This window comes from Microbacterium sp. KSW4-4, from assembly GCF_023091185.1.
Lineage (GTDB): Bacteria > Actinomycetota > Actinomycetes > Actinomycetales > Microbacteriaceae > Microbacterium > Microbacterium paraoxydans.
Genome location: NZ_JAHWXJ010000001.1, coordinates 61,371 through 81,297, shown reverse-complemented (window position 1 = coordinate 81,297; position 19,927 = coordinate 61,371). Strand labels below are relative to the sequence as shown.

Genomic DNA, 19,927 nt, shown 5'->3' with positions numbered 1-19,927 from the left:
CGAGGATGTCAGCCGACGGCGACGAGATCGATGATGAAGATCAGCGTCTTGCCGGAGAGGAAGTGTCCTCCCCCGGCCGGGCCGTAGGCGAGGTGCGGCGGGATGATCAGCTCGCGGCGGCCGCCGACCTTCATGCCGGGGATGCCGTCCTGCCAGCCCTGGATCAGGCCGCGGAGCGGGAACTGGATGGTCTCGCCGCGACCCCACGACGAGTCGAACTCCTCGCCGGACTCGAACTCCACGCCGGCGTAGTGGACGGTCACGGTGTCGCCGGGCTTGGCCTCGGCACCGTCACCCTCGATGATGTCGCGGATGACCAGTTCTGCGGGGGCAGGGCCGGTCGGGGCGTCGAACTCGGGCTTTGTGCGATCAGTCATGGCTCCATCCAACCCGACCGTCGCGCGCCCGGTCAACGCGACCGCACCTGCTCACAGCGAACACCTCGTCGAGCCGCCGTGGCTGCCCGTCACGGAGACCCTTGACACATCCCCGGGGCCGGGTGCACCCTGGTGGCAGATCAACTCAGCGCCCGGGAGACATGCAGGCATCGCCGCAGCACCGGGCGCTGAGTCTGTCTCCGGGCGTGCCGCTCAGTAGGCCAGCAGCGCGGCTCGTGCCGCCCTCGTTCGGATCAGCAGGGCACGCTCGTCCTCGACCGCGAGCGGGTCGCGACCGGTGATCGCCCGCTGGCGGACAGCCGCCAGCGCCGTCGCGTCCTTGATGAACTCACGCATCAGCGGCCGGCGGTCGCCGCGCAGCTGCGCCGCCCACGCCAGCCCGACCTTGCGCCCGGCGGGCGTGGCGAGCATCGTGACCTCCTCCGGCGTGAACCAGCCGGCGGCGGCGTACTCGGCCAGGCGCGCCCGCGTGAGCCGCGCCTCCTCTCGCCGCAGCGCGACGATCCCGAGGATGAAGCCGATGAACAGCGGCACCTGCAGGGTGAAGTAGAGCCCGAAGAAGTCGGCGAAGGTGGCCGAGCCGTTCCACAGGCCGTGCAGGAGGATCGCCCCGACCATGCCGAGCAGGCCTGCGCCGGCGGCCGCTCCCGCGGAAGCGTGCCGGCGAGCCACGAGGCCGATCGCGAACCCGGTCAGCGAGGTGAACATCGCGTGGGCGAACGGCGACAGCACCGCGCGCACGATGAAGGTCACGCCGAGCTGCTCTCCGCCGCCCTCGATCAGGCTGATGGCGAAGTACTGGATGTTCTCGGTGAACGCGAAGCCCGCGCCGACGAGCGCCCCGTACACGACGCCGTCCACCGGACCGTCGAAGGAGCGCCGCGCGAGCAGGAAGATGAGGAAGACCCCGAGGCCCTTCCAGAACTCCTCGACGATGGGAGCCTGGACCACCGCGGAGAACTCCTCGGAGCGGATGTCGAACAGCATCGTGAGGCCGATGTCGACGAGGAGCGTGAGGCCGACCGCGGCCACGGCACCCCAGGCGATGGCGAACGCCACGAGACGCTTGGGCTCCGGCTCCCACCGGTCGATCATGCGCACCCCGAGGAAGACGATCGTGAGCGGGATCAACGCCAGGACGAGCCCGATCACCGACGCGGTCGGTCCGAGCGCCCAGCCGAAGTAGCCGATGAGCGCCAGGAGGAGGAACCCGAGGAAGCCGAACAGCCACAGCGAGATCGTCCGGCCCTTCTTGTTCGGCACCGGGAGAGCCGGCAGCGACTCCGCGGGCGACGGCGCGACGGGAGCCGGCGGCGTGTAGGGCGTCGGCTGCGCGAGGGCCGACGCATAGCCGGGCTGCTGTCCGAACGACGGCGGCAGATACGGCGACTGCGCGTACTGCGCGGCGGAGTACGCACTCGGCTGCGCGGGCGGCGCGGACGGCGGCGTGTACCGGGCGGGCTGCTGGGGGTCGGACGGTCCTCCGAAGGTCATGCTCAAAGCTTATGGGGCACAAGCATCCGCGCCGGGCTCTGGGGGCTTCCTCCACCCGACCGGCCGCACGCACCCGGTAGCGTAGAACCATGCGGTTCGCTCACCTGCGCCGTCCAGACTCCTCCCAGGCGGTTCTCGCCGTGGTGGAGGACTCGGACGCCATCCTCGTCTCCGATCTCCTGTCCGACGCGCCTGCCACCCTGCAGCAGCTGATCGAGCGAGGAGACGCCGGACTCGACGAGCTCCGCGCCGCCCTGCGCGACGGCACGGCCCCGCGCCACCCGCTGACCGGCTGGGGGTTCGCCTCCGCCGTGATCGCGCCGCCGGCCGTGCTCGCCGTCGGCCTCAACTACGCCGCGCACTCCAGCGAGCTCGGACTCAAGACCGACGCCGCACCGACTGTGTTCACGCTGTGGCCGAACTCGCTGACCGGTCACGACCAGACCACGTCCTGGCCCCGGAGTCTCAGCGAGGCCGTCGACTACGAGGCCGAGCTGGGCGTGCTCATCGGCACCCCCGCGAAGGACGTCCCGGAAGCCGATGCCCTGACGCACGTGTGGGGCTACACGGTGGTCAACGACATCACCGCGCGGAACATCCAGTTCTCCGAGGCGCAGTGGTCCCGCTGCAAGTCGTTCGACGGCTTCACCCCCACCGGGCCCTTCGCGGTGACCGCCGACGAGATCGCCGACCCGCAGGACCTCCACATCTGGACCGTCGTGGACGGACACACCGTGCAGGACGCCAGCACCGACCAGATGGTGCGCTCGGTGGCGAAGCTCATCGCCCACCTCTCCCAGTCGCTCACCCTGCTCCCCGGCACCCTGATCTCCACGGGCAGCCCCGGCGGTGCCGGCTACTCGCGCGACCCGCAGATCTTCCTCCGCGACCGCTCGACCGTCACGGTCGGCATCGACGGGATCGGCGAGCTCACGACGCACTGCCGCATCCTCGACTGACCCGGATACGCGAAGGGGACGGGAGCTTCGAGCTCCCGTCCCCTTCGCATATCCGGCCGACGCTCAGATCTGGATGAGGTCGTCCGGGGTGACGATCGGGATGGCCGCCGTGACCGCCTCCAGACCCGAGAGACGGGCGGGAGAGAGCTGCTTGGTGACCTCGTCGCGCGACATGAGTCCGGCCTCGACCACCAGGTCGGCGACGTTGCGGTTGGTCAGCAGGGCCGTCTTGGCCAGGGCGGCGGCCGCCGCGTAGCCGATGAAGGGCGTGAGCGCCGTGATGACGCCGACCGACGCGCCGACCATCGCGCCCAGACGGTCACGGTTGGCGGTGATGCCCTCGACACAGTTCACGCGCAGCGTCCACATGGCCTGACGCATCCAGGTGATCGACTGGAAGATCGAGTGCGCGATGACGGGCTCGAAGGCGTTGAGCTGGAGCTGACCGCCCTCGACGGCCATGGTCACGGTCATGTCGGCGCCGACGACCGCGAACGCCACCTGGTTCACGACCTCCGGGATCACCGGGTTGACCTTGCCCGGCATGATGCTGGAGCCGGCCTGCCGTGCGGGAAGGTTGATCTCGCCCAGGCCCGCCTGCGGACCCGACGACAGCAGGCGCAGGTCGTTGCAGATCTTCGAGAGCTTGATGGCGTTCCGCTTGAGCGACGAGGAGAACGACATGAAGGCGCCCGTGTCGCTCGTGGACTCGACGAGGTCGGTCGCCGTCTCGAGGTCGAGCCCGGTGATCTCGCGCAGGTGCTTCAGCACCGCCGGCGCGTAGTCGGGGTGGGTCGTGATGCCGGTGCCGATCGCGGTCGCGCCCATGTTGATCTCGAACATGAGCGAGGCGTTCTCGGTGAGGCGGCTGTGGTCCTCGCCCAGGGTCGTGGCGAAGCCGTGGAACTCCTGACCGAGCGTCATGGGCACGGCGTCCTGGAGCTGGGTGCGGCCGACCTTGAGGATGTCGTGGAACTCCCCCGCCTTGCCGAGGAACGCCACGCGCAGGGCGTCCAGCTCGTCGAGCAGCGAACGCAGCGTCAGCGAGAGGCCGATCTTGACCGCGGTCGGGTAGACGTCGTTGGTCGACTGGCTGCGGTTCGTGTGGTCGATCGGAGAGAGGAAGGCGTAGTCGCCCTTCTCGCGTCCGGCCATCTCCAGCGCGATGTTGGTGATGACCTCGTTCGCGTTCATGTTCGTCGACGTGCCGGCGCCGCCCTGGATGACGCCGACCGTGAACTGGTCGTGGAACTCGCCGTCGATGACGCGCTGCGCCGCGCGGTCGATGAGGTCGGCCCGCTCGGCGTCGAGGACGCCGATCTCCTTGTTGGCCCTGGCGCTGGCCTGCTTCACCATCGCGAGGGCGATCACCAGTTCGGGATAGACCGAGATGGGGCGCTTCGTGATCGGGAAGTTCGCATCGGCGCGGGCGGTGTGGATCCCCCAGTACGCGTCGGCGGGAATCTCCATGCTCCCCAGCGAATCGGTCTCGGTGCGGGTATGGGCGGGCGCGGCAGAAGCCATGTCACATCCTCGTGGGTCGTGGCGAACGGAAAAGTGGGGGATGCGACCAGTCTACGCCGGTCCCTGCGGGGTTTTCCGGGAGAACACCTCCAGGCGCTCCTCCGGGGCCAGCGCCGCCATCCGCGCGATCCACTCCTCCGAGAAGTAGTCGTCGGTCGGCGCGTCGACCACGGGGACGACCGTGTGCGTGAGGGTCTCCGGCCGCACGTGCACGAGCTGGAACGCCTGGGCGGCGTCCATGCCGTTCACCTCCGCCGCCGGACGGGCGACGTTCATCGTGTAGCAGGTGGCGGATGCCACGCTCACCGGGACACCGGCGAAAAGACCGTGTGCGGAGTAATGCAGGTGGCCGGCGAGGATGCCGCGCACGTCGGTGCCGCGGATGACGGCGGCGAGCTCGTCCTGATGACGGAGCTCGAGGATGTCGAACAGCGGCAGATGGCTGGGCAGCGGCGGGTGATGCATAGCCAGGATCGTGCCGTGCGGCGCGGGCTCCGCGAGGACGTCGGCCAGCCACGCGAGCTGCGCCGGGTCGAGGTCGCCGTGGTGCCATCCCGGGACGCTCGTGTCGAGGGCCACGAGCCGCAGCCCGTCGATATCCCAGACCCCGGTGACCGGCTCTTCGGTGGGCTCGCCGTCGAGGAGCGCTTCGCGCAGCGCCGGGCGCTCGTCGTGGTTGCCCGCGACCCAGACCACGGGAGCGCCGAGCTCGGCGGCGACCGGCTCGATCGCGGCCCGGAGCCGGCGGTACGCATCCGGCTCGCCGAGGTCGGCGAGGTCCCCGGTGATCACGATGGCGGCGGGAGCGGGATGCACGGCGCGGATCGCCTCGAGCGTCCGCGCGAACGTGCGCTCGACGTCGTACCGTCCCCCCAGCGCGGCACCGCCGGCCAGGAAGTGCGGGTCACTGACATGGATCAGGACATGGGACGCGGGGGCGTACCGGCCGAAGACCGGGGGCGTTCCGTTGAGTGCGGACATGCCCTCAGCCTAGGGGCGGGCGCCGACGCTCCCCCTTGGCGCGCCGGACGCTCAGTGGCCGACGACGATGAGCAGGATGCCGGCGATGACCGCGGCCCCGCAGAGCACGAAGCAGCCGTAGGCGCCCACGAGGGCGAGGGTCTTCTGCCCTTCGGTGAGCGGGCTCTTCCTCGCTGCCTTCGCCGCCTGCTTCGCGGCCCGCTTGAGCTCCTTCTCGGAGATCACCGTGATGGCATCGGTGAACTCCGCGGGGCTGACCACGGGCGCCCGTCCGCTGCGCACGAGCAGACGCAGACCCAGGGCGTAGAAGGTGACGATGGCAGCGGCGCCGATGAGCGCGGCAGCGAACACCTGCAGGAAAGCGATCCAGTCGATCGTGACGTTCATGCCGAGTCCCCGTTCTGAGACGCGTCGGACGAGGAGACGCTGCCGGTCTTCGCGGCCTTCGCGTCGGCCTTGGCCTTGGCCTTCTTCTTCGCCTTGTCCCTGGCCTCGGCCTTCGCCTTCTCCTTGGCCTCGGCGCGGGCCTTCGCCTCCGCCTTCGCCTGGGCGATGCGCTGCTGGCGACGCGTGGGCGGCGGTGTATCCGGGACCTCGACCGCGAGGTGGGACTCGGCGACGTCGCTCATGGCGTTGGCCGGCGTGACGGCGTTGCGCCGGGAACGCATGTACAGCCCGAGGATGATCACCACGGCGAGCACGGCATCGATGGCCACACCCCAGGGACCGAGCCAGACGACGAGCAGCGCCGCCAGGGCGCCGACCCCTCCGGCCGCGGGCAGGGTCAGCAGCCAGCCGACGCCGATGCGACCGGCCGTCCGCCAGCGGACCGTCGAGCCGCGGCGACCGAGACCCGATCCGATGACCGATCCCGAGGCCACCTGCGTGGTGGAGAGGGCGAAGCCGAGGGCGCTGGAGGCGAGGATCGTGGCCGCCGTGGAGCTCTCGGCCGCGAAGCCCTGAGCCGGCTTCACGTCGGTCAGGCCCTTGCCCAGCGTACGGATGATGCGCCAGCCGCCGAGATACGTGCCGAGGGCGATCGTGAACGCACAGGCGACGATGACCCAGAGCTCGGGCTCGTGGTGCGCACCGGACTGCCAGCCGATCGTGATCATCGCGAGGGTGATGACGCCCATCGTCTTCTGTGCGTCGTTGGTGCCGTGGGCGAGCGCGACGAGGGACGAAGTGAAGATCTGACCCCAGCGGAAGCCGTCGCGCCCGTCGGGCTTGCCGTCGTAGCGCCGGGTGATCGAGTAGGCGATCTTCGTCGCGACGTACGCGATGATCCCGGCGGTGATCGGGGCGATGAGAGCGGGGAGGACGATCTTCGACAGAACGGCGCCGAAATCGATGCCGCCGAGGCCGGCGCCCACGAGCGTCGCACCGATCAGACCACCGAAGAGGGCGTGGGAGGAGCTGGACGGGAGGCCGAGCAGCCAGGTCAGCATGTTCCAGGTGATCGCGCCGATGAGTCCGGCGAAGATCAGCGAGAGGAACAACTCCGCCCCTGCGGCGATGATGGCATCCTCCTGGATGATGCCGCCGGAGATGGTCTTGGACACCTCCGTCGACAGGAAGGCGCCGACGAGGTTCAGCAGGGCGGCCAGGAGCACCGCGGTCTTGGGCTTGAGCGCTCCGGTCGCGATGGGCGTCGCCATCGCGTTCGCGGTGTCGTGAAACCCGTTCGTGAAATCGAAGAAGAGTGCCAGCGCGATGACGAGCACGACGATGAGGGCTGCGGTTTCCACCGTTCGCTTTCGGTCTTGAGGAAGAGGGAGATGTCGACGGGATCGACGTGACGAACGAAGAGTTCACCGTGGGTTTGACTTCCGTTTACCGGCCCCGGTAAATCCTGCCACCGTCCCCCCTGCCGGTCAACTCGACCTGGGATAGCGTGGGACGGTGACTGATGCCCCGATCGCCGCCCGCCGTTCCACCCTCCGCACGCACCACGGCGACACGGTCGACGACCCGTACGAGTGGCTGCGAGCCAAGGACTCCCCCGAGGTCATCGCGCACCTGGAGGCGGAGAACGCGCACACCGAAGCCGAGACCGCACACCTGGCCGATCTGCGGGAGACGCTGTTCCAGGAGATCAAGGGCCGGGTCCAGGAGACCGACCTCTCCGTGCCGACGCGACGCGGAGACTGGTGGTACTACAGCCGCACCGAGGAAGGCGCGCAGTACGGCATACACTGCCGCGCCGCCGCTCTCGAAGGCGACTGGACGCCCCCGCGGCTCGAGCCGGGGGTGCCGGTGCCCGGCGAGGTCGTCCTGCTGGACGGCAACGCCGAGGCGGAGGGGCACGAGTTCTTCTCGCTCGGCGCGTTGGACACCTCCGACGATGCGACGAAGCTGCTGTGGTCGACCGATTTCGAGGGCGACGAGCTCTACACCGTACGTGTGCGCGACCTGGAGAGGGGCGTCACCCTCGACGACGAGATCCCGAACACCGGGGGCGCGTTCTTCACCCCGGACGGCACCGGGATCCTCTACACGACCCGCGACGACGCCTGGCGTCCGGACACTCTGTGGCTGCACCGGCTCGGGACCCCGGTGTCGGACGACATCATGCTCTTCCACGAGCCCGACGAGAAGTTCTGGCTCGGCGCCGGGATCACGCGCAGCCGTCGCTACCTCGTGATCGGCGTGGGGTCCAGCATCACGAGCGAGGAGTACCTCGTCGACCTCGCGGGCGACATCACCGCGAAGCCGCGCACGGTGTGGCCGCGGCGGGAGGGCGTGGAGTACTCGCTCGAGCACGCGGTCGTGGACGGCGAGGACCGCCTGCTCATCCTGCACAACGACGACGCCCTCGACTTCGAGCTCGTCTCCGTGGCGGCGGACGACCCGCAGGGCGAGCGCCGCGTCGTCGTCGCGCATCAGCCGGGACGACGACTGCTCGGCGTGGACGCGTTCCGCGACTTCGCTACGGTCGAGTACCGCAGCGAGGGCCTCGAACGGGTCGGGCTCCTCGACTACGCGACGGACGCCGTGGAGGAGCTGCGGTTCGACGAGCCCCTCTACTCGGCGGGCGTCAGCGGCAACCCCGAGTGGCACTCCCCCTTCCTGCGTCTGGGCTACACGTCGTTCGTCACCCCAGGCACGGTCTACGAGCTCGACCTCGCGACGCGGGAGCTCGTCCTCCGCAAGCAGGTGACGGTGCTCGGCGACTACGACCCCGCCGACTACGGGCAGCGGCGGGAATGGGCCACCGCGGAGGACGGCACGCGCGTGCCGATCTCCCTCGTCTGGAAGCGCTCCTTCGGAGAGCCCGGTGCGACCGCACGTCCCGTCCACCTCTACGGCTACGGCTCGTACGAGCACTCGATCGACCCCGGCTTCTCCGTCGCCCGGCTCTCGGAGCTGGACCGCGGGGTCGTCTTCGCCGTGGCGCACGTGCGCGGCGGCGGCGAGATGGGCCGGCAGTGGTACGAGGAGGGCAAGCTCCTGCACAAGCGGAACACCTTCACGGACTTCGTCGCCTGCGCCCGGCACCTCGTCGACGAGGGCACCACGACCCCGGCCCAGCTCGTCGCGGAGGGCGGCAGCGCGGGTGGTCTGCTGATGGGCGCGGTCGCCAACCTCGCCCCGGAGCTGTTCGCCGGGATCCTCGCGGGTGTGCCGTTCGTCGACGCGTTGACCACGATCCTCGACCCCTCGCTCCCCCTCACGGTGATCGAGTGGGACGAGTGGGGCGACCCGCTGCACGACCCGGAGGTGTACGCGTACATGAAGTCGTACACGCCGTACGAGAACGTGCGCGACGGCGTGGAGTACCCGCGGATCCTCGCGGTGACCTCGCTGAACGACACCCGCGTGCTCTACGTGGAGCCCGCCAAGTGGGTCGCCCGGCTGCGGGAGGCCGGCGCGGAGGACGTGCTGCTCAAGTGCGAGATGGTCGCCGGGCACGGCGGCGTGAGCGGACGGTACAACTCCTGGCGCGAGCGGGCGTTCGAGCTCGCCTGGCTCCTGGACACCCTCCACCTCGCCTGACGGCATCAGGCCCTCGCGCGGTATCAGGCGCGAGTGACTCTCGCTGCCTGGTCTCGCGCGGAAGCCTGTGGGACCACATGCGACGACTGATCCTGCACAGGGCGAGGATCTCGCGAGCTGATTCCCCATCCCGGGTGAGGCGATGGAGAGTGCGGCGCGAGCGCTCAGGGTGGAGGGGTGGGACGCACGAGGGTCGAGGGCTGGATTCGAGAGCAGGGCGGATCGGCGCATTCGTCGCGGGTACGTGAGGGGGGTTTCACCGAGCACCAGATGCGTCGCGCGGTGCAGGAAGGCACGCTCGAGCGCGTGCGCCGGTCGTGGCTCCTCGTCCCCGATGTCGATGCGCGGCGCCGGGCGGCTGCTTCGGTCGGCGGGAGAGTCACCTGTGTGAGCGCTGCGGCTCTCGCCGGATGGTGGGATGTCGGGCCCACGAACGTGCATGTCGCCCTCCCCCGCACTGCCTCTCGGTTCGATCGCGCCGGCGTGGAGGTGCACTGTGCGCAGGGGCCTGTGCCCGTGCATCCGCGAGCGGCGGTCGACCCCGTCCTGGATGTCCTCTTCCAGGTCGCGCGATGTCGGCCGCCGGTCGAGGCCCGCGCGATCTGGGAGTCCGCCATCCGCCACGGAGCGGTGGAGCTGGATACGCTCGCGCGGGTGCGGTGGCGGTGCCTCGCCGCTGACCGCCTCGCTCGAACCGTCCGCGGCCGGTCGGACTCCGGTCCCGAGACGGTCTTCGTCGAACGGATGCGCGCGATCGGCATCGACGTGCGACAGCAGGTGTGGGTGGACGGCCATCCGCTCGACGGTGTCATCGGCGAACGGCTCGCCGTCCAGATCGACGGCTTCCGCCACCACAGCGCCGCGGGCGATCGGCGGCGAGACCTCGCAGCGGACGCGAGGCTCGTGCTCCGCGGCTACACCGTCTTGCGCTTCGATTACCACCAGGTCATGGTCGACGACAGTCATGTCGAGGACACCGTCCTGGCCGCGCTCGCGCAGGGGCTCCATCGCGCAAGCCATCGGGCGACGGGTCGGTAGCAGACCCGAGCGCAAGCCCAGGCCCTCGCGCGAGAACAGGAATGGAAGACAGCACGATGCCTGAACCCTCGCGAGGGCCTGACACCGCGCGAGGCAGTGAGAACAGGCGAGCGGACGGGCACAGGCACTCGCGCGAGAACAGGCAAGAAAGACAGCAAGATGCCTGAAGCGGCGCGAGAGCCTGAAGCCGGGCGGAGGTCAGCCGAAGAGGGCGGCGGCCTCGTCGTAGCGGTAGCGGGGCACGGTGTTCAGCTCACCGAGAGCATCGGCGAACGGGACGCGGACGATGTCGGTGCCCTGCATCGCGACCATCTGCCCCCAGGCGCCGTCGACGATCGCGTCCGCGGCGTGCAGGCCCAGCCGGGTCGCGAGGACGCGATCGAACGCCGACGGCGAGCCGCCGCGCTGGATGTGCCCGAGGATCGTGGCACGCGTCTCGATGCCCGTGATCCGCTCGATCTCGGGGGCGAGCAGGTCGCCGATGCCGCCGAGCCGCGGGCGGTTGAACGCATCCAGACCCTTGTCGCTGTAGGCCTCGTCCATACCGGCGAGCTTGAAGCCCTCGGAGACGACGACGAGCGGCGCGCGACCGCGATCGTGGGCGCTCGTGACCAGAGCGGTGATCTCGTCCAGCGACATCGGCACCTCGGGGATGCAGATGACGTGCGCGCCCGCGGCCATTCCGGCGTGGAGCGCGATCCAGCCGACGTGACGGCCCATGACCTCGGCGACCATGCAGCGCTGGTGGGAGTCTCCCGTGGTGCGGAGCCGGTCCATGGCGTCCGTGGCGATGTTCACGGCCGTATCGAAGCCGAACGAATAGTCCGTGGCACGGAGGTCGTTGTCGATCGTCTTCGGAACGCCGAGCACCTTGATGCCGTCCTTCGCGAGGCGGTCCGCCGCGGCGAGGGTGCCTTCGCCGCCGATCGCGACGATGCCGTCGATCTTGTGCCCGTAGAGAGTCTTCGCGATGTTGTCGGCGCCTCCGCGCTCCCCCTCGTAGGGGTTGGTGCGGCTGGTGCCGAGGATGGTGCCGCCTACCTTGGACAGGCCCTTCACCTCATGCCGCGTCAGGGGCATGAAGTCCCCCTCGACGACGCCGCGCCATCCGTCGCGGATGCCGACGAACTCGAGGTCGTAGGTGGTGGTGCCCTTGAGCACGATGCCGCGGATGACCGCGTTGAGTCCGGGGCAGTCGCCGCCGCTCGTCAGGATGCCGATCTTCATGCTGCTGCCTTCGGAGGTCGAGGGATGGGGGTGCGGCGACAGTGCCTGCGATCGACACTAGCGCGCCGCCCCCTCACGTGGCCATTCGAGCGCGTCGAAAATCGGGGATCTTGACGGCTGCGGCGAGCGATCACGCCGAACTTCGCGTTCCGGCAGGATAAGGCCTCGGAATCGCCGTTAAGAACCCGTGTTCTTGACGGCGTCTCAGCGCCCGCCCAGAGCCTCGCGCAGAAGATGCGTGAGCGCCGCCAGCTGCACCGACTCGCTCCCCGTCTCCTCCGTCGCCTCGCCGTCCAGAGCGCGGGCCGCGAGGCCCTGCTTCTGGTCGATGAGCTCCGCGATCTTCGTGTCGATCGTGTGGGCGGCGATGATCCGCCACGCCGTGACCGGCTCGTCCTGCCCGATGCGGTGCACGCGGTCGATGGCCTGCGTCTGCTCGGCCGCCGTCCACGACAGCTCCGCGAGGACGACGTTCGACGCCGCCTGCAGGTTGAGCCCGACGCCGGCCGCCGTGAGCGAGCACACCGCGATGCCGACCTCGGGGTCGCCGTTGAAGTCGTCGATGGCCTGCTGCCGCGCCGTGTTCGTCTGGTCACCGCGGATGGATACCGCGCGGATGCCGGCCGAGGCGAAGTGCGCCTCCGCCTGGTCCATGACGTCGATGTGCTTCGCGAAGAACACGACCTTGCCGACCGACCGCTGCAGCTGTGCGGCGTAGTCGGCCGCGAGGAGGGCCTTCGCCTGACCGATGCGGCGCACCATGGTGAAGACGTTGTCTCCCCCGGTACCGGCGGCCTTCGACTCCTCGAGCTCGTTCTGCGCCACGAGCCGGACGATGTCGTCGTCGATCTCTCCGGGCGCGAGACCGCGGTCGCCGCGTGCCTCGATGATGCGGCGGTAGCGGGCGGCCAGACGCTCTCCCAGTTCGCGCTCGGCCTGGCGGATGCTGCGACCGAACTCGTCGTCGAGCTGCACCGGCAGATCGGCGACCAGCTTGTCGGGCAGGTCGGCGGCGACATCCTTCTTCTTGCGCCGCACGATGCCCATCGAGATCACCGCGTCGCGGGCCTCCGGGTAGAAGGCCTTGTCCGCCGGCGTGAGCCCCGTCGCGTCGAGCTTCTCCATGAGCTCCGGTCCGGGCTTCTCCCCGTTCGTCCAGCCGAGGAAACGCCAGATGGCGTCGAAGTCCTCGACGTCGTTGATGAGCGGGGTACCCGTGAGGGCGAGCATGAGCGGATCGTGCCCCGGGGTGCGCTCGCGCACCTGTGCCGCGAGCGACAGCACGTTCTGCGAACGCTGCGACGAGAGGTTCTTGATGAAGTGCGCCTCGTCGACGACCATGCCGCGCAGGCCGATCGACGCGAGCCAGGACATGTGACGGTCGAGGATCTCGTAGTTCACGATGAACACGTCGGCGAAGGCGTCGATGTCGTCACCGTCGCCCTGGATGACCGTGGCACGACGCTGCGGCGTCCACCGCTCGACCTCGCGCGCCCAGTTCATCTTCACGACGTTGGGCACCACGACGAGCAGCGGATAGGCGCCGGCGACCGAGGCCGCGAGCACCGACTGCGCCGTCTTGCCGAGGCCCGGCTCGTCGGCGAGCAGGAAGCTGCGGTGCCCGGCGCGCACAGCCTCGAGGAAACGGGACTGGTGCACCATGATCTCGCGGCCCTTGGGCGAGATGTGGTCGAACTCCGGGGCCGGCGGAAGCTCCATCGAGGCCGCGGCACCGCCCGCGCCGGTCTCGAAGGCCTTGTACAGCGGCCCCATGAGCTCCCAGCCGTCGAGGCGGCGGCGGGGCGTGCTGGCCGGTCGCGGGGTCAGGTCGGGCGCGAGGAACGGGTTGGCGAGCTGACGGGCCTCCACCGAGGGCGGGGTGACCTGACGCTCCGCGATGGCCGCGGGCACCACGGGCGTCTGCACGGGCGCCGGGTCGGCGATGATGAGCTCCTCCGGCGGGAGCTCCGCGCCGGACTCGAGCAGCCAGTCGCGACGCATCCGCTTCGCGACGGGCGACGTGGCCTGGTCTGCTTCGAGCAGCTGGATGAGCGACGTGTCCCGTGCGGCCGTCTTCGCGAGGATCGTCGCGACGCCGTCGAGGCGCTTGAGCAGCTCGGCGCGGGCCGCGTCGGTGATCTCGGAATCGGCCTTCACGCGGGCGCGCTCCTCGCGCACCAGGAAGGCGATCACCTGGAACTTCGTGCGGTTCGTGGGGCCCAGCTTGCCGCGCTGGGACTTCGCCTCGATCTCGCGCACCTTGCGCGCGAGGATCGGGATGAGCGGTGCCTCGTCGTCGCGACGGGACGTCTTCTTACGCCGCGGGGCGGCGGTTGCCGTGGTCGGCATGCTCCTCCTGAGCCTGAAGGGCTCCGGCGCCTCCGGGGAGCCGCGAGCCGTTCTCGTCGTCCGCGTGTGGCGTGAGCCAGGACCGTGCGGACTGTGGATCGGTGTTCCCTCCGGAGCACGCGATGAGTGCGGGACCGGCGGGAGCCTGATCCCATTCTATGTCATCGCGAGCACCGGCCGCGGAAACACGGCGCCGTCGTGTTACGCGGACACGTCCAGAATGGTCGCGGCCTGCGTGACGTCGGCGGCCATCTGCGTCATCAGCTTCTCGATGCCCTCGAAGGCGACCATGCCGCGCAGCCGCTCGACGAACTCGACCGTCACGTCGTGACCGTAGAGATCGAGTCCGGTCTCCCCCAGCACGTGCGCCTCGACCTGCCGCACGAGCACGTCATCGAAGGTGGGGTTCGTGCCCACCGAGATCGCCGACGGGTGCCGGATGCCCGTGTCGTGGTCGACGAGCCACCCCGCGTAGACGCCGTCCGCCGGCACGAACGCATCGACGATCGTGGAGAGGTTCGCGGTCGGGAAGCCGAGCTCTCGTCCGCGCTTCAGGCCGTGGACCACCACGCCGCGCACGTCGGGATATCGGCCGAGAGCGCGAGTCGCCTCCGCGACGTCACCGGCCATCAGGAGCTCGCGGATCCAGCTCGACGAGACGCGACGGCTGGACCCCGGGAGGTAGACGTCGTCGACGACCTCGACGGTGAAGCCGTACCGGGGGCCGAGCTCCCGCAACAGGTCGGGGGTGCCCGCGCCTCGGTGCCCGAAGCGGAAGTCGGCGCCCACGAGGATGGTGGACACGTGCAGCGCGCCGACGAGGATATCGGCGACGAAGTCCTCCGCACCGACGGCCGCGAGCGTCTCGTCGAAGGTCAGCACGAGCGTCGCGTCGAGCCCGAGCTCGCCCAGGAGCTCCAGCTTGCGGTCGACGGTCACGACGTTCTCGGGGCACCGGTCGGGGCGGATCACAGCGAGAGGGTTACGGTCGAACGTCACCGCGACGGCCCGGCTCCCCGACGCCGCGGCGGCCTCTTCCAGGCGACGGATGACGGCGCGGTGCCCCTCGTGCACGCCGTCGAACTTCCCGATGGCGACGGTGCTGGGACCGTAGTTCTCCGGCACCTCGTCCGGACTCCGGAACACGATCACGCGGCGACCTCGACCGGTCGCGCGGCGTCGACGGGCCGGTGCGTGCGCAGCCACCAGATGCCGAAGATCGGGAGGACCAGGGGGATGAAGAGGTAGCCGCGGCCGAACAGCGACCACACGGTCTCGTGCTGGAACAGGTCGGGCAGGACGAGGCTGAGCACGCCGACGACCAGCACACCGGTGAGCTCGAAGACGATCGCCACCCACGCGACGGTGTACCAGCCGCGACGACGCGCGAAGACGAGCGCGAGCGTCGCCAGGACGTACACGACCGCGGCGAGCGCCGAGAGGCTGTAGGCCACCGGGGCCTCGTCGAAGCGACGGACGATCTGCACGAAGCTGCGCCCGGTGGCCGCCAGCGCCATCACGGCGTAGACGATCACCAGGACACGACCGATGCCGGTCATCCGAGTGGAGGGGGCGGTGGAGCTCATAGCGCATTCCATCCTAGAGCCGGGCGAGCCGCCCGGCGTCCGCGCCGGCTGGCGCTCAGACGACCTGGACTGTCCAGATCACCTGCATGCGCCACAGCATGATCGCGATCGCGAGGGCGGCCACACCGAGCACGACGGTGCTCCACCGGCTGCGTTCCATCAGCGCCCAGAGCACGGCGCCGATCGGAAGCAGGGCCGCCGAGACGAGGTACACCCAGAGCTCCAGCAGGTCGCCGGTGGGCGGGTTCCCCGCGAGCGGCGCGACGATGGCGACGACGATCTGCACGATCAGCAGCACCTCGACGAGAGCCAGCGCGCCGACGGAGAAGTCGCTGGGGCGACGGCCGGCGAACCCCGCGCCGAGGCAGAAGAGCCCGGCGGCGATGGCGATGACGATCTGCACGATCGTGAACCACAGGATCATCGGGAGGCCTCCGGCATGTTCATGGCGCTCTTCACATCGGCACCGCGCTTCTCGACGATCCCCACCAGGCCGCCGTCGTCTTCGATGGCGGCCGCGAGCGGGCCGTCCAGCCGCGCAGCGGCGCCCGCCACTCGCTTGCCGTGCCGCAGATCGCGTGCCTCCTCCGCCGAGACGCGGAGGACGGGGAGGACGCGGCCGGCGGCCTCCCCGGGGGTGAGCACGGGAGCGCCCTCGAGGGCGTCGATCGTCACGGCGTCGCGCACGTCGAACGGGCCGACGCGGGTGCGGCGGAGGGCGGTCAGGTGGCCGCCGACGCCGAGGGCGGCGCCCAGGTCGCGGGCCAGCGAGCGGATGTAGGTTCCGGACGAGCAGTCCACGACGACATCGAGGTCGATCGCGTGATCGTCGCGACGTCGCGCGATGACGTCGAACCGGGACACGACGACGTCTCGCGGCTGGAGGACCACCTCCTCCCCCGCACGGACGCGGTCGTAGGCGCGGCGGCCGTCGACCTTGATCGCCGAGACCGCGCTCGGGACCTGGGAGATCGCGCCCGTCAGAGCGGCCACTCCGGCATCGATAGCCGCATCCGCGATCGCCGCGAGGGCGCTCTCATCCGCGCGGTGGAGGGTCTCGCCCTCCGCGTCATCCGTCGAGGTGACGGCACCGAGCCGGATGGTCGCCTCGTAGGTCTTGTCCGCGCCCACGATGTAGGTGAGGAGGCGGGTCGCGCCCTCGATGCCGATGACGAGCAGTCCGGTGGCCATCGGGTCGAGGGTACCGGCGTGACCGACCTTGCGGGTGCCGAAGGCCCGACGAGTGCGGGCGACGACGTCGTGACTGGTCAGCCCGCCGGGCTTGTCGACGAGGAGGATGCCGGGGGTCGCCATCCCTCCAGCCTACCGAGGCAGGGAGCGGTGCCCGCTCGCCTAGGCTGGAGGGATGGCCGCGCCCGCACCGTCCCCCGCGACGATGACGCCCCTGCTCGGTTGGTACGCCTCCGCGGCGCGCGACCTTCCCTGGCGCCGTCCGGACTTCCATGCCGCCTTCGGCGCCTGGGGCGTCCTGGTGAGCGAGTTCATGCTGCAGCAGACGCCCGTGACCCGCGTGATCCCGCACCTCGACGCGTGGTTAGCGCGCTGGCCGACACCCCTGGCGATGGCGGCCGCGTCCACTGCGGACGTCGTCCAGCAGTGGGCGAACCTCGGCTATCCGCGGCGTGCCCTGTGGCTGCACCGTGCGGCCGTCGAGGTGGTCGAGCGCCACGGCGGCGTCGTGCCGCGTGACGTCGACGCCCTCCTCGCCCTCTCCGGGATCGGCGACTACACCGCCCGTGCCGTGGCCGTGTTCGCGTACGGCGACCGTCATCCCGTCGTCGACACCAACACCCGGCGCGTGCTGGCCAGGGCGGTCGAGGGACGAGCGCAACCGGGGTCCCCGTCCCGCCGCGACCTTGCGCTCATGGCGGCGCTGCTGCCCGCGGACCCCGCAGAGGCCGCCGTCCTGAACGCCGCGGCTATGGAGCTCGGCGCGACGATCTGCACGTCCCGTGCGCCCCGATGCGAACGCTGCCCGCTGGCGGACGGGTGTGCGTGGCTCGCGGCCGGCCGACCCGACACCGGGGATGAGCGACGACGACAGGCCGCGTACGAGGGTTCGGACCGCCAGGCCCGCGGCGCCGTGCTCCGGCTCCTGCGCGCCGCCGCCCCCGCCGCAGTCCCGCTTACCGCCGTCCTCCCGGACTGGCCCGACGTGCGTCAGCGGGATCGTGCGATCGACTCCCTCATCGCCGACGGGCTCGCGGAAGCCGACGGGGAGGGCCTCTCCCTGCCGCGGTGAGCGCGCCTCAGAGGTACTGTTCGGTCCTGTGCGCGAGCACCGTCAGCTCGACGCGATTGCGGACGTCCAGCTTCGCGAACACGCGTCCGAGGTGCACCTCGACCGTCCGGACGGAGATCGACAGGCGCTCCGCGATCGCGCGGTTCCCCGTGCCTTCGACGGCGAGCATGGCCACCTCCAGTTCCCGCGGTGTCAGCCGCTGCGCCCAGGCGCTCCTGCATCCACGCAGACCATCGGCCCCTTCCGCCACGCTCATCGACTCCTCGAGCCGTTCCCGACGTCGCCGCATCGCACGCTCCCAGGCGCGCGCGCCCGCGACCTCGAACAGCCGCTCGGCGTGCGCGAGGTGCGCGTGTGCCGAGGCCGCGTCTCCGTGCAGACCGGATCGGGCCCCGAGCAGCGCCTCGACCCGCCCCCGGGCGAACGGGGATCGGAGCTGGCTCGCCGCCACTCGCAGCGCTTCCTGGTCCGTGCACCACGTACCGCCTGAGGTCCCCACGACCGCCTGGCGCAACGCCGCGGCGAGTTCGCTCTCTGGCGGACGCACGGTTGCCGGTCGGTGTCTCCCCGATGAGCAGAGCAAGACCTCGGCGACTCCGGGCACCGCGAACAACGGCTGCGGGGCACCGCGGTCCCGCCACAGGCCCATGGCGCCGACGGCCGCCTCGAAGGAGCCGTCCAGGTACGCCTCGACGGCTCTGTCGACCAGGACGTCCAGCTCGACGGCAGGAGGGAGCACGTCGGTGAGAGCGCGCGCGATCGGTCCCAGGGCGCCGAGGACGGCCAGGTCGAGCCGTCGTGCCAGCACGACGCCGAGACCGGCGAACGGGATCGCGACGGGGAGCTCGACCGCCGCGTGCCTGAGCAGTCCCCTGGCCGGACCGATGTCTCCCCGCCAGACGAGGAGCAGCACCTCGGTGACAGCGCGGTAGGCCCGCACCACGGGACTGCTCTCGAACCCGGGAAAGAGCGGATCGCGCTCCGCCCCGGGAAGTCCTCCCGTCCGCAGCAGCCGCAGGCCCTCGTCGATGTCGCCCGCGCATGCCGTGTGCAGCGCCGCCGCTACGCCGCCGAGACCCCCGAGGCCCGCGGTCCCGCTCGCCGGCATGACGTCGCTGGCGAGGAGTGCGCATAGCCCCGCCACGGCATCGCGCAGCGGACGGTCCGTCCTCGCGTGGGAGGTTCCACGGACCTCGGCGAGCCAGCGCCGCTCCGCCCCGCGGTCGCGACGTTCCGCGCACAGGATCGCGACGAGTCCCGCGGATCGCTCCCACGCCGCGGCGTCGACCGCGGAGCCGGAGGCGAGCCGCCGCGGATCGACGGCGGGAACGAAGCCGTGCCGAAGGGTGCGGGCGGCGAGGTAGGGGCCGAGCGCCCGTGCCCGTCGATGCTCCGCGGCGCCCGGGAAGAGACCGCTCAGCCACGCCTCGGCATCCGCGGCGTGGCCGCAGGCGAGCGCCGCGCAGCCGGCGAGCACCCGGGCCTCCTCGCTGACGGCGCCGGTCGCGTGCGCGGCGGCCTCGCCGGCCAGGAGCAGCGCGCGCTCGGTGCGCCCCGCTTCGGCCGCGACACGGGCCCGGGCCGTCAGGACCGCTGCGGACCGACGATCCCTCACGGCGCACGACCGCGCGCGATGCCACGCCGCGCTACTCCGGTCCCCGCGTGCGACCGCGGCGTGAGCCAGCCGGGTGTGCACGCGCGCGACCTCCGCCGCCGACGCTGCCGCGTACACCTCCGCGGCCACGCGCGGGTCGGTGAGCCGGATGGAGCCCGCGTGGATCGTCAGATGCGGCGCGGCGGCGCTGGCCAGGATCTCCTCCACGCTGCGTCCGTCGGCCGCGAGGATCGGATCCAGCTCCTCTTCGAGTGCCAGCACCACCGTGAGCAGGAGTGACCGGTCGGCGCTCGCCAGCCTGCGGATGCCGGCATGGACCGCCGTGGACGGCAGCGGCCACGGGATCCGACTCAGTCCGCGGCGCTGCTCCGGTGTGAGGCGGGCCGCGACGGCGAGCACGCCATCGGCATCGCCAGGCAGCGCGGCGGCCAGCTGCGCCGCCACGTGCGGCGCGCAGCACAGATTCCGCCGTCGAAGCTCATCCAGCAGCGGCTCCA

The 19,927-nt window shown here is 70.8% G+C and carries 17 protein-coding genes; 4 read left to right on the top strand and 13 right to left on the bottom strand.

Going from position 1 to position 19,927, the window contains the following annotated elements; translation table 11 throughout:
* Window positions 1-8: 8 nt before the first annotated feature.
* Together KZC57_RS00375 and KZC57_RS00370 are read right to left on the bottom strand one after the other, a co-directional pair.
* Window positions 9-377: an FKBP-type peptidyl-prolyl cis-trans isomerase gene (locus KZC57_RS00375; RefSeq protein ID WP_025103196.1), complete on the bottom strand. Its 369-nt coding sequence runs from the start codon at window positions 375-377 to the stop codon at window positions 9-11.
* Window positions 378-590: 213 nt separating this feature from the next.
* A complete protein-coding gene (locus KZC57_RS00370) occupies window positions 591-1,892 on the bottom strand; it encodes a PrsW family intramembrane metalloprotease (protein WP_105949638.1) in 1,302 nt (433 codons plus the stop codon).
* A gap of 89 nt (window positions 1,893-1,981) precedes the next feature.
* On the opposite strand from KZC57_RS00370, the gene KZC57_RS00365 reads away from it, so the two are divergent.
* On the top strand, window positions 1,982-2,851 hold the full coding sequence (locus tag KZC57_RS00365; protein WP_144880958.1) for a fumarylacetoacetate hydrolase family protein: 870 nt from the start codon (window positions 1,982-1,984) through the stop codon (window positions 2,849-2,851).
* Window positions 2,852-2,914: 63 nt separating this feature from the next.
* Here the strand turns inward: KZC57_RS00365 and KZC57_RS00360 are convergent, their stop codons facing one another.
* Genes KZC57_RS00360 through KZC57_RS00345 form a run of 4 tightly spaced genes read right to left on the bottom strand, consistent with a single transcriptional unit; the run spans window position 2,915 to window position 7,104 of the window.
* Complete coding sequence (locus KZC57_RS00360; protein WP_025103193.1) at window positions 2,915-4,375, bottom strand: aspartate ammonia-lyase; 1,461 nt, start codon at window positions 4,373-4,375, stop codon at window positions 2,915-2,917.
* A gap of 51 nt (window positions 4,376-4,426) precedes the next feature.
* Entirely contained in the window at window positions 4,427-5,356 is a 930-nt protein-coding gene (locus tag KZC57_RS00355) for a phosphodiesterase (protein WP_060922643.1), read from the bottom strand.
* Window positions 5,357-5,407: 51 nt separating this feature from the next.
* The gene (locus KZC57_RS00350) at window positions 5,408-5,743 is read right to left on the bottom strand and encodes a hypothetical protein (protein ID WP_025103191.1); all 336 of its coding nucleotides are present in this window, start codon (window positions 5,741-5,743) and stop codon (window positions 5,408-5,410) included.
* Window positions 5,740-7,104, bottom strand: coding sequence for an inorganic phosphate transporter (locus tag KZC57_RS00345; RefSeq protein WP_247640805.1), 1,365 nt, complete (start codon window positions 7,102-7,104; stop codon window positions 5,740-5,742). Before KZC57_RS00345 ends, KZC57_RS00350 begins: the two co-directional genes overlap by 4 nt.
* Before the next feature lie 154 nt (window positions 7,105-7,258).
* Between KZC57_RS00345 and KZC57_RS00340 the strand changes: the two genes are divergently transcribed.
* Both KZC57_RS00340 and KZC57_RS16485 read left to right on the top strand, forming a co-directional pair.
* Window positions 7,259-9,352: a S9 family peptidase gene (locus tag KZC57_RS00340; protein WP_247640804.1), complete on the top strand. Its 2,094-nt coding sequence runs from the start codon at window positions 7,259-7,261 to the stop codon at window positions 9,350-9,352.
* A gap of 177 nt (window positions 9,353-9,529) precedes the next feature.
* A complete protein-coding gene (locus tag KZC57_RS16485) occupies window positions 9,530-10,390 on the top strand; it encodes a DUF559 domain-containing protein (RefSeq protein ID WP_247640803.1) in 861 nt (286 codons plus the stop codon).
* A gap of 198 nt (window positions 10,391-10,588) precedes the next feature.
* Here KZC57_RS16485 and KZC57_RS00330 read toward each other — a convergent pair whose 3' ends face one another.
* The 6 genes from KZC57_RS00330 to truB all read right to left on the bottom strand — a co-directional run bounded on the left by KZC57_RS00330 (window position 10,589) and on the right by truB (window position 16,866).
* Complete coding sequence (locus tag KZC57_RS00330) at window positions 10,589-11,617, bottom strand: 6-phosphofructokinase (RefSeq protein WP_025103187.1); 1,029 nt, start codon at window positions 11,615-11,617, stop codon at window positions 10,589-10,591.
* A 204-nt stretch (window positions 11,618-11,821) separates the two neighbouring features.
* Window positions 11,822-13,966 carry a DEAD/DEAH box helicase gene (locus KZC57_RS00325; protein ID WP_144880954.1) on the bottom strand — a complete coding sequence of 715 codons (2,145 nt, stop codon included), beginning with the start codon at window positions 13,964-13,966 and terminating at the stop codon, window positions 11,822-11,824.
* A 201-nt stretch (window positions 13,967-14,167) separates the two neighbouring features.
* Window positions 14,168-15,118: a bifunctional riboflavin kinase/FAD synthetase gene (locus KZC57_RS00320; protein WP_105949634.1), complete on the bottom strand. Its 951-nt coding sequence runs from the start codon at window positions 15,116-15,118 to the stop codon at window positions 14,168-14,170.
* A complete protein-coding gene (locus tag KZC57_RS00315) occupies window positions 15,115-15,552 on the bottom strand; it encodes a hypothetical protein (protein ID WP_247640802.1) in 438 nt (145 codons plus the stop codon). Before KZC57_RS00315 ends, KZC57_RS00320 begins: the two co-directional genes overlap by 4 nt.
* A gap of 55 nt (window positions 15,553-15,607) precedes the next feature.
* Window positions 15,608-15,976, bottom strand: a complete 369-nt coding sequence (locus tag KZC57_RS00310) for a hypothetical protein (protein ID WP_217584474.1) — start codon at window positions 15,974-15,976, stop codon at window positions 15,608-15,610.
* Window positions 15,973-16,866 carry a tRNA pseudouridine(55) synthase TruB gene (gene truB / locus KZC57_RS00305; protein ID WP_247640801.1) on the bottom strand — a complete coding sequence of 298 codons (894 nt, stop codon included), beginning with the start codon at window positions 16,864-16,866 and terminating at the stop codon, window positions 15,973-15,975. Before truB ends, KZC57_RS00310 begins: the two co-directional genes overlap by 4 nt.
* 52 nt (window positions 16,867-16,918) lie before the next feature.
* Between truB and KZC57_RS00300 the strand changes: the two genes are divergently transcribed.
* Window positions 16,919-17,815, top strand: a complete 897-nt coding sequence (locus KZC57_RS00300) for an A/G-specific adenine glycosylase (protein WP_231919605.1) — start codon at window positions 16,919-16,921, stop codon at window positions 17,813-17,815.
* Between the two features lie 7 nt (window positions 17,816-17,822).
* Here KZC57_RS00300 and KZC57_RS16480 read toward each other — a convergent pair whose 3' ends face one another.
* Window positions 17,823-19,874 (bottom strand): helix-turn-helix transcriptional regulator, encoded by a 2,052-nt coding sequence (locus KZC57_RS16480; RefSeq protein ID WP_247640800.1) that lies wholly within the window; start codon window positions 19,872-19,874, stop codon window positions 17,823-17,825.
* Window positions 19,875-19,927 lie beyond the last annotated feature (53 nt).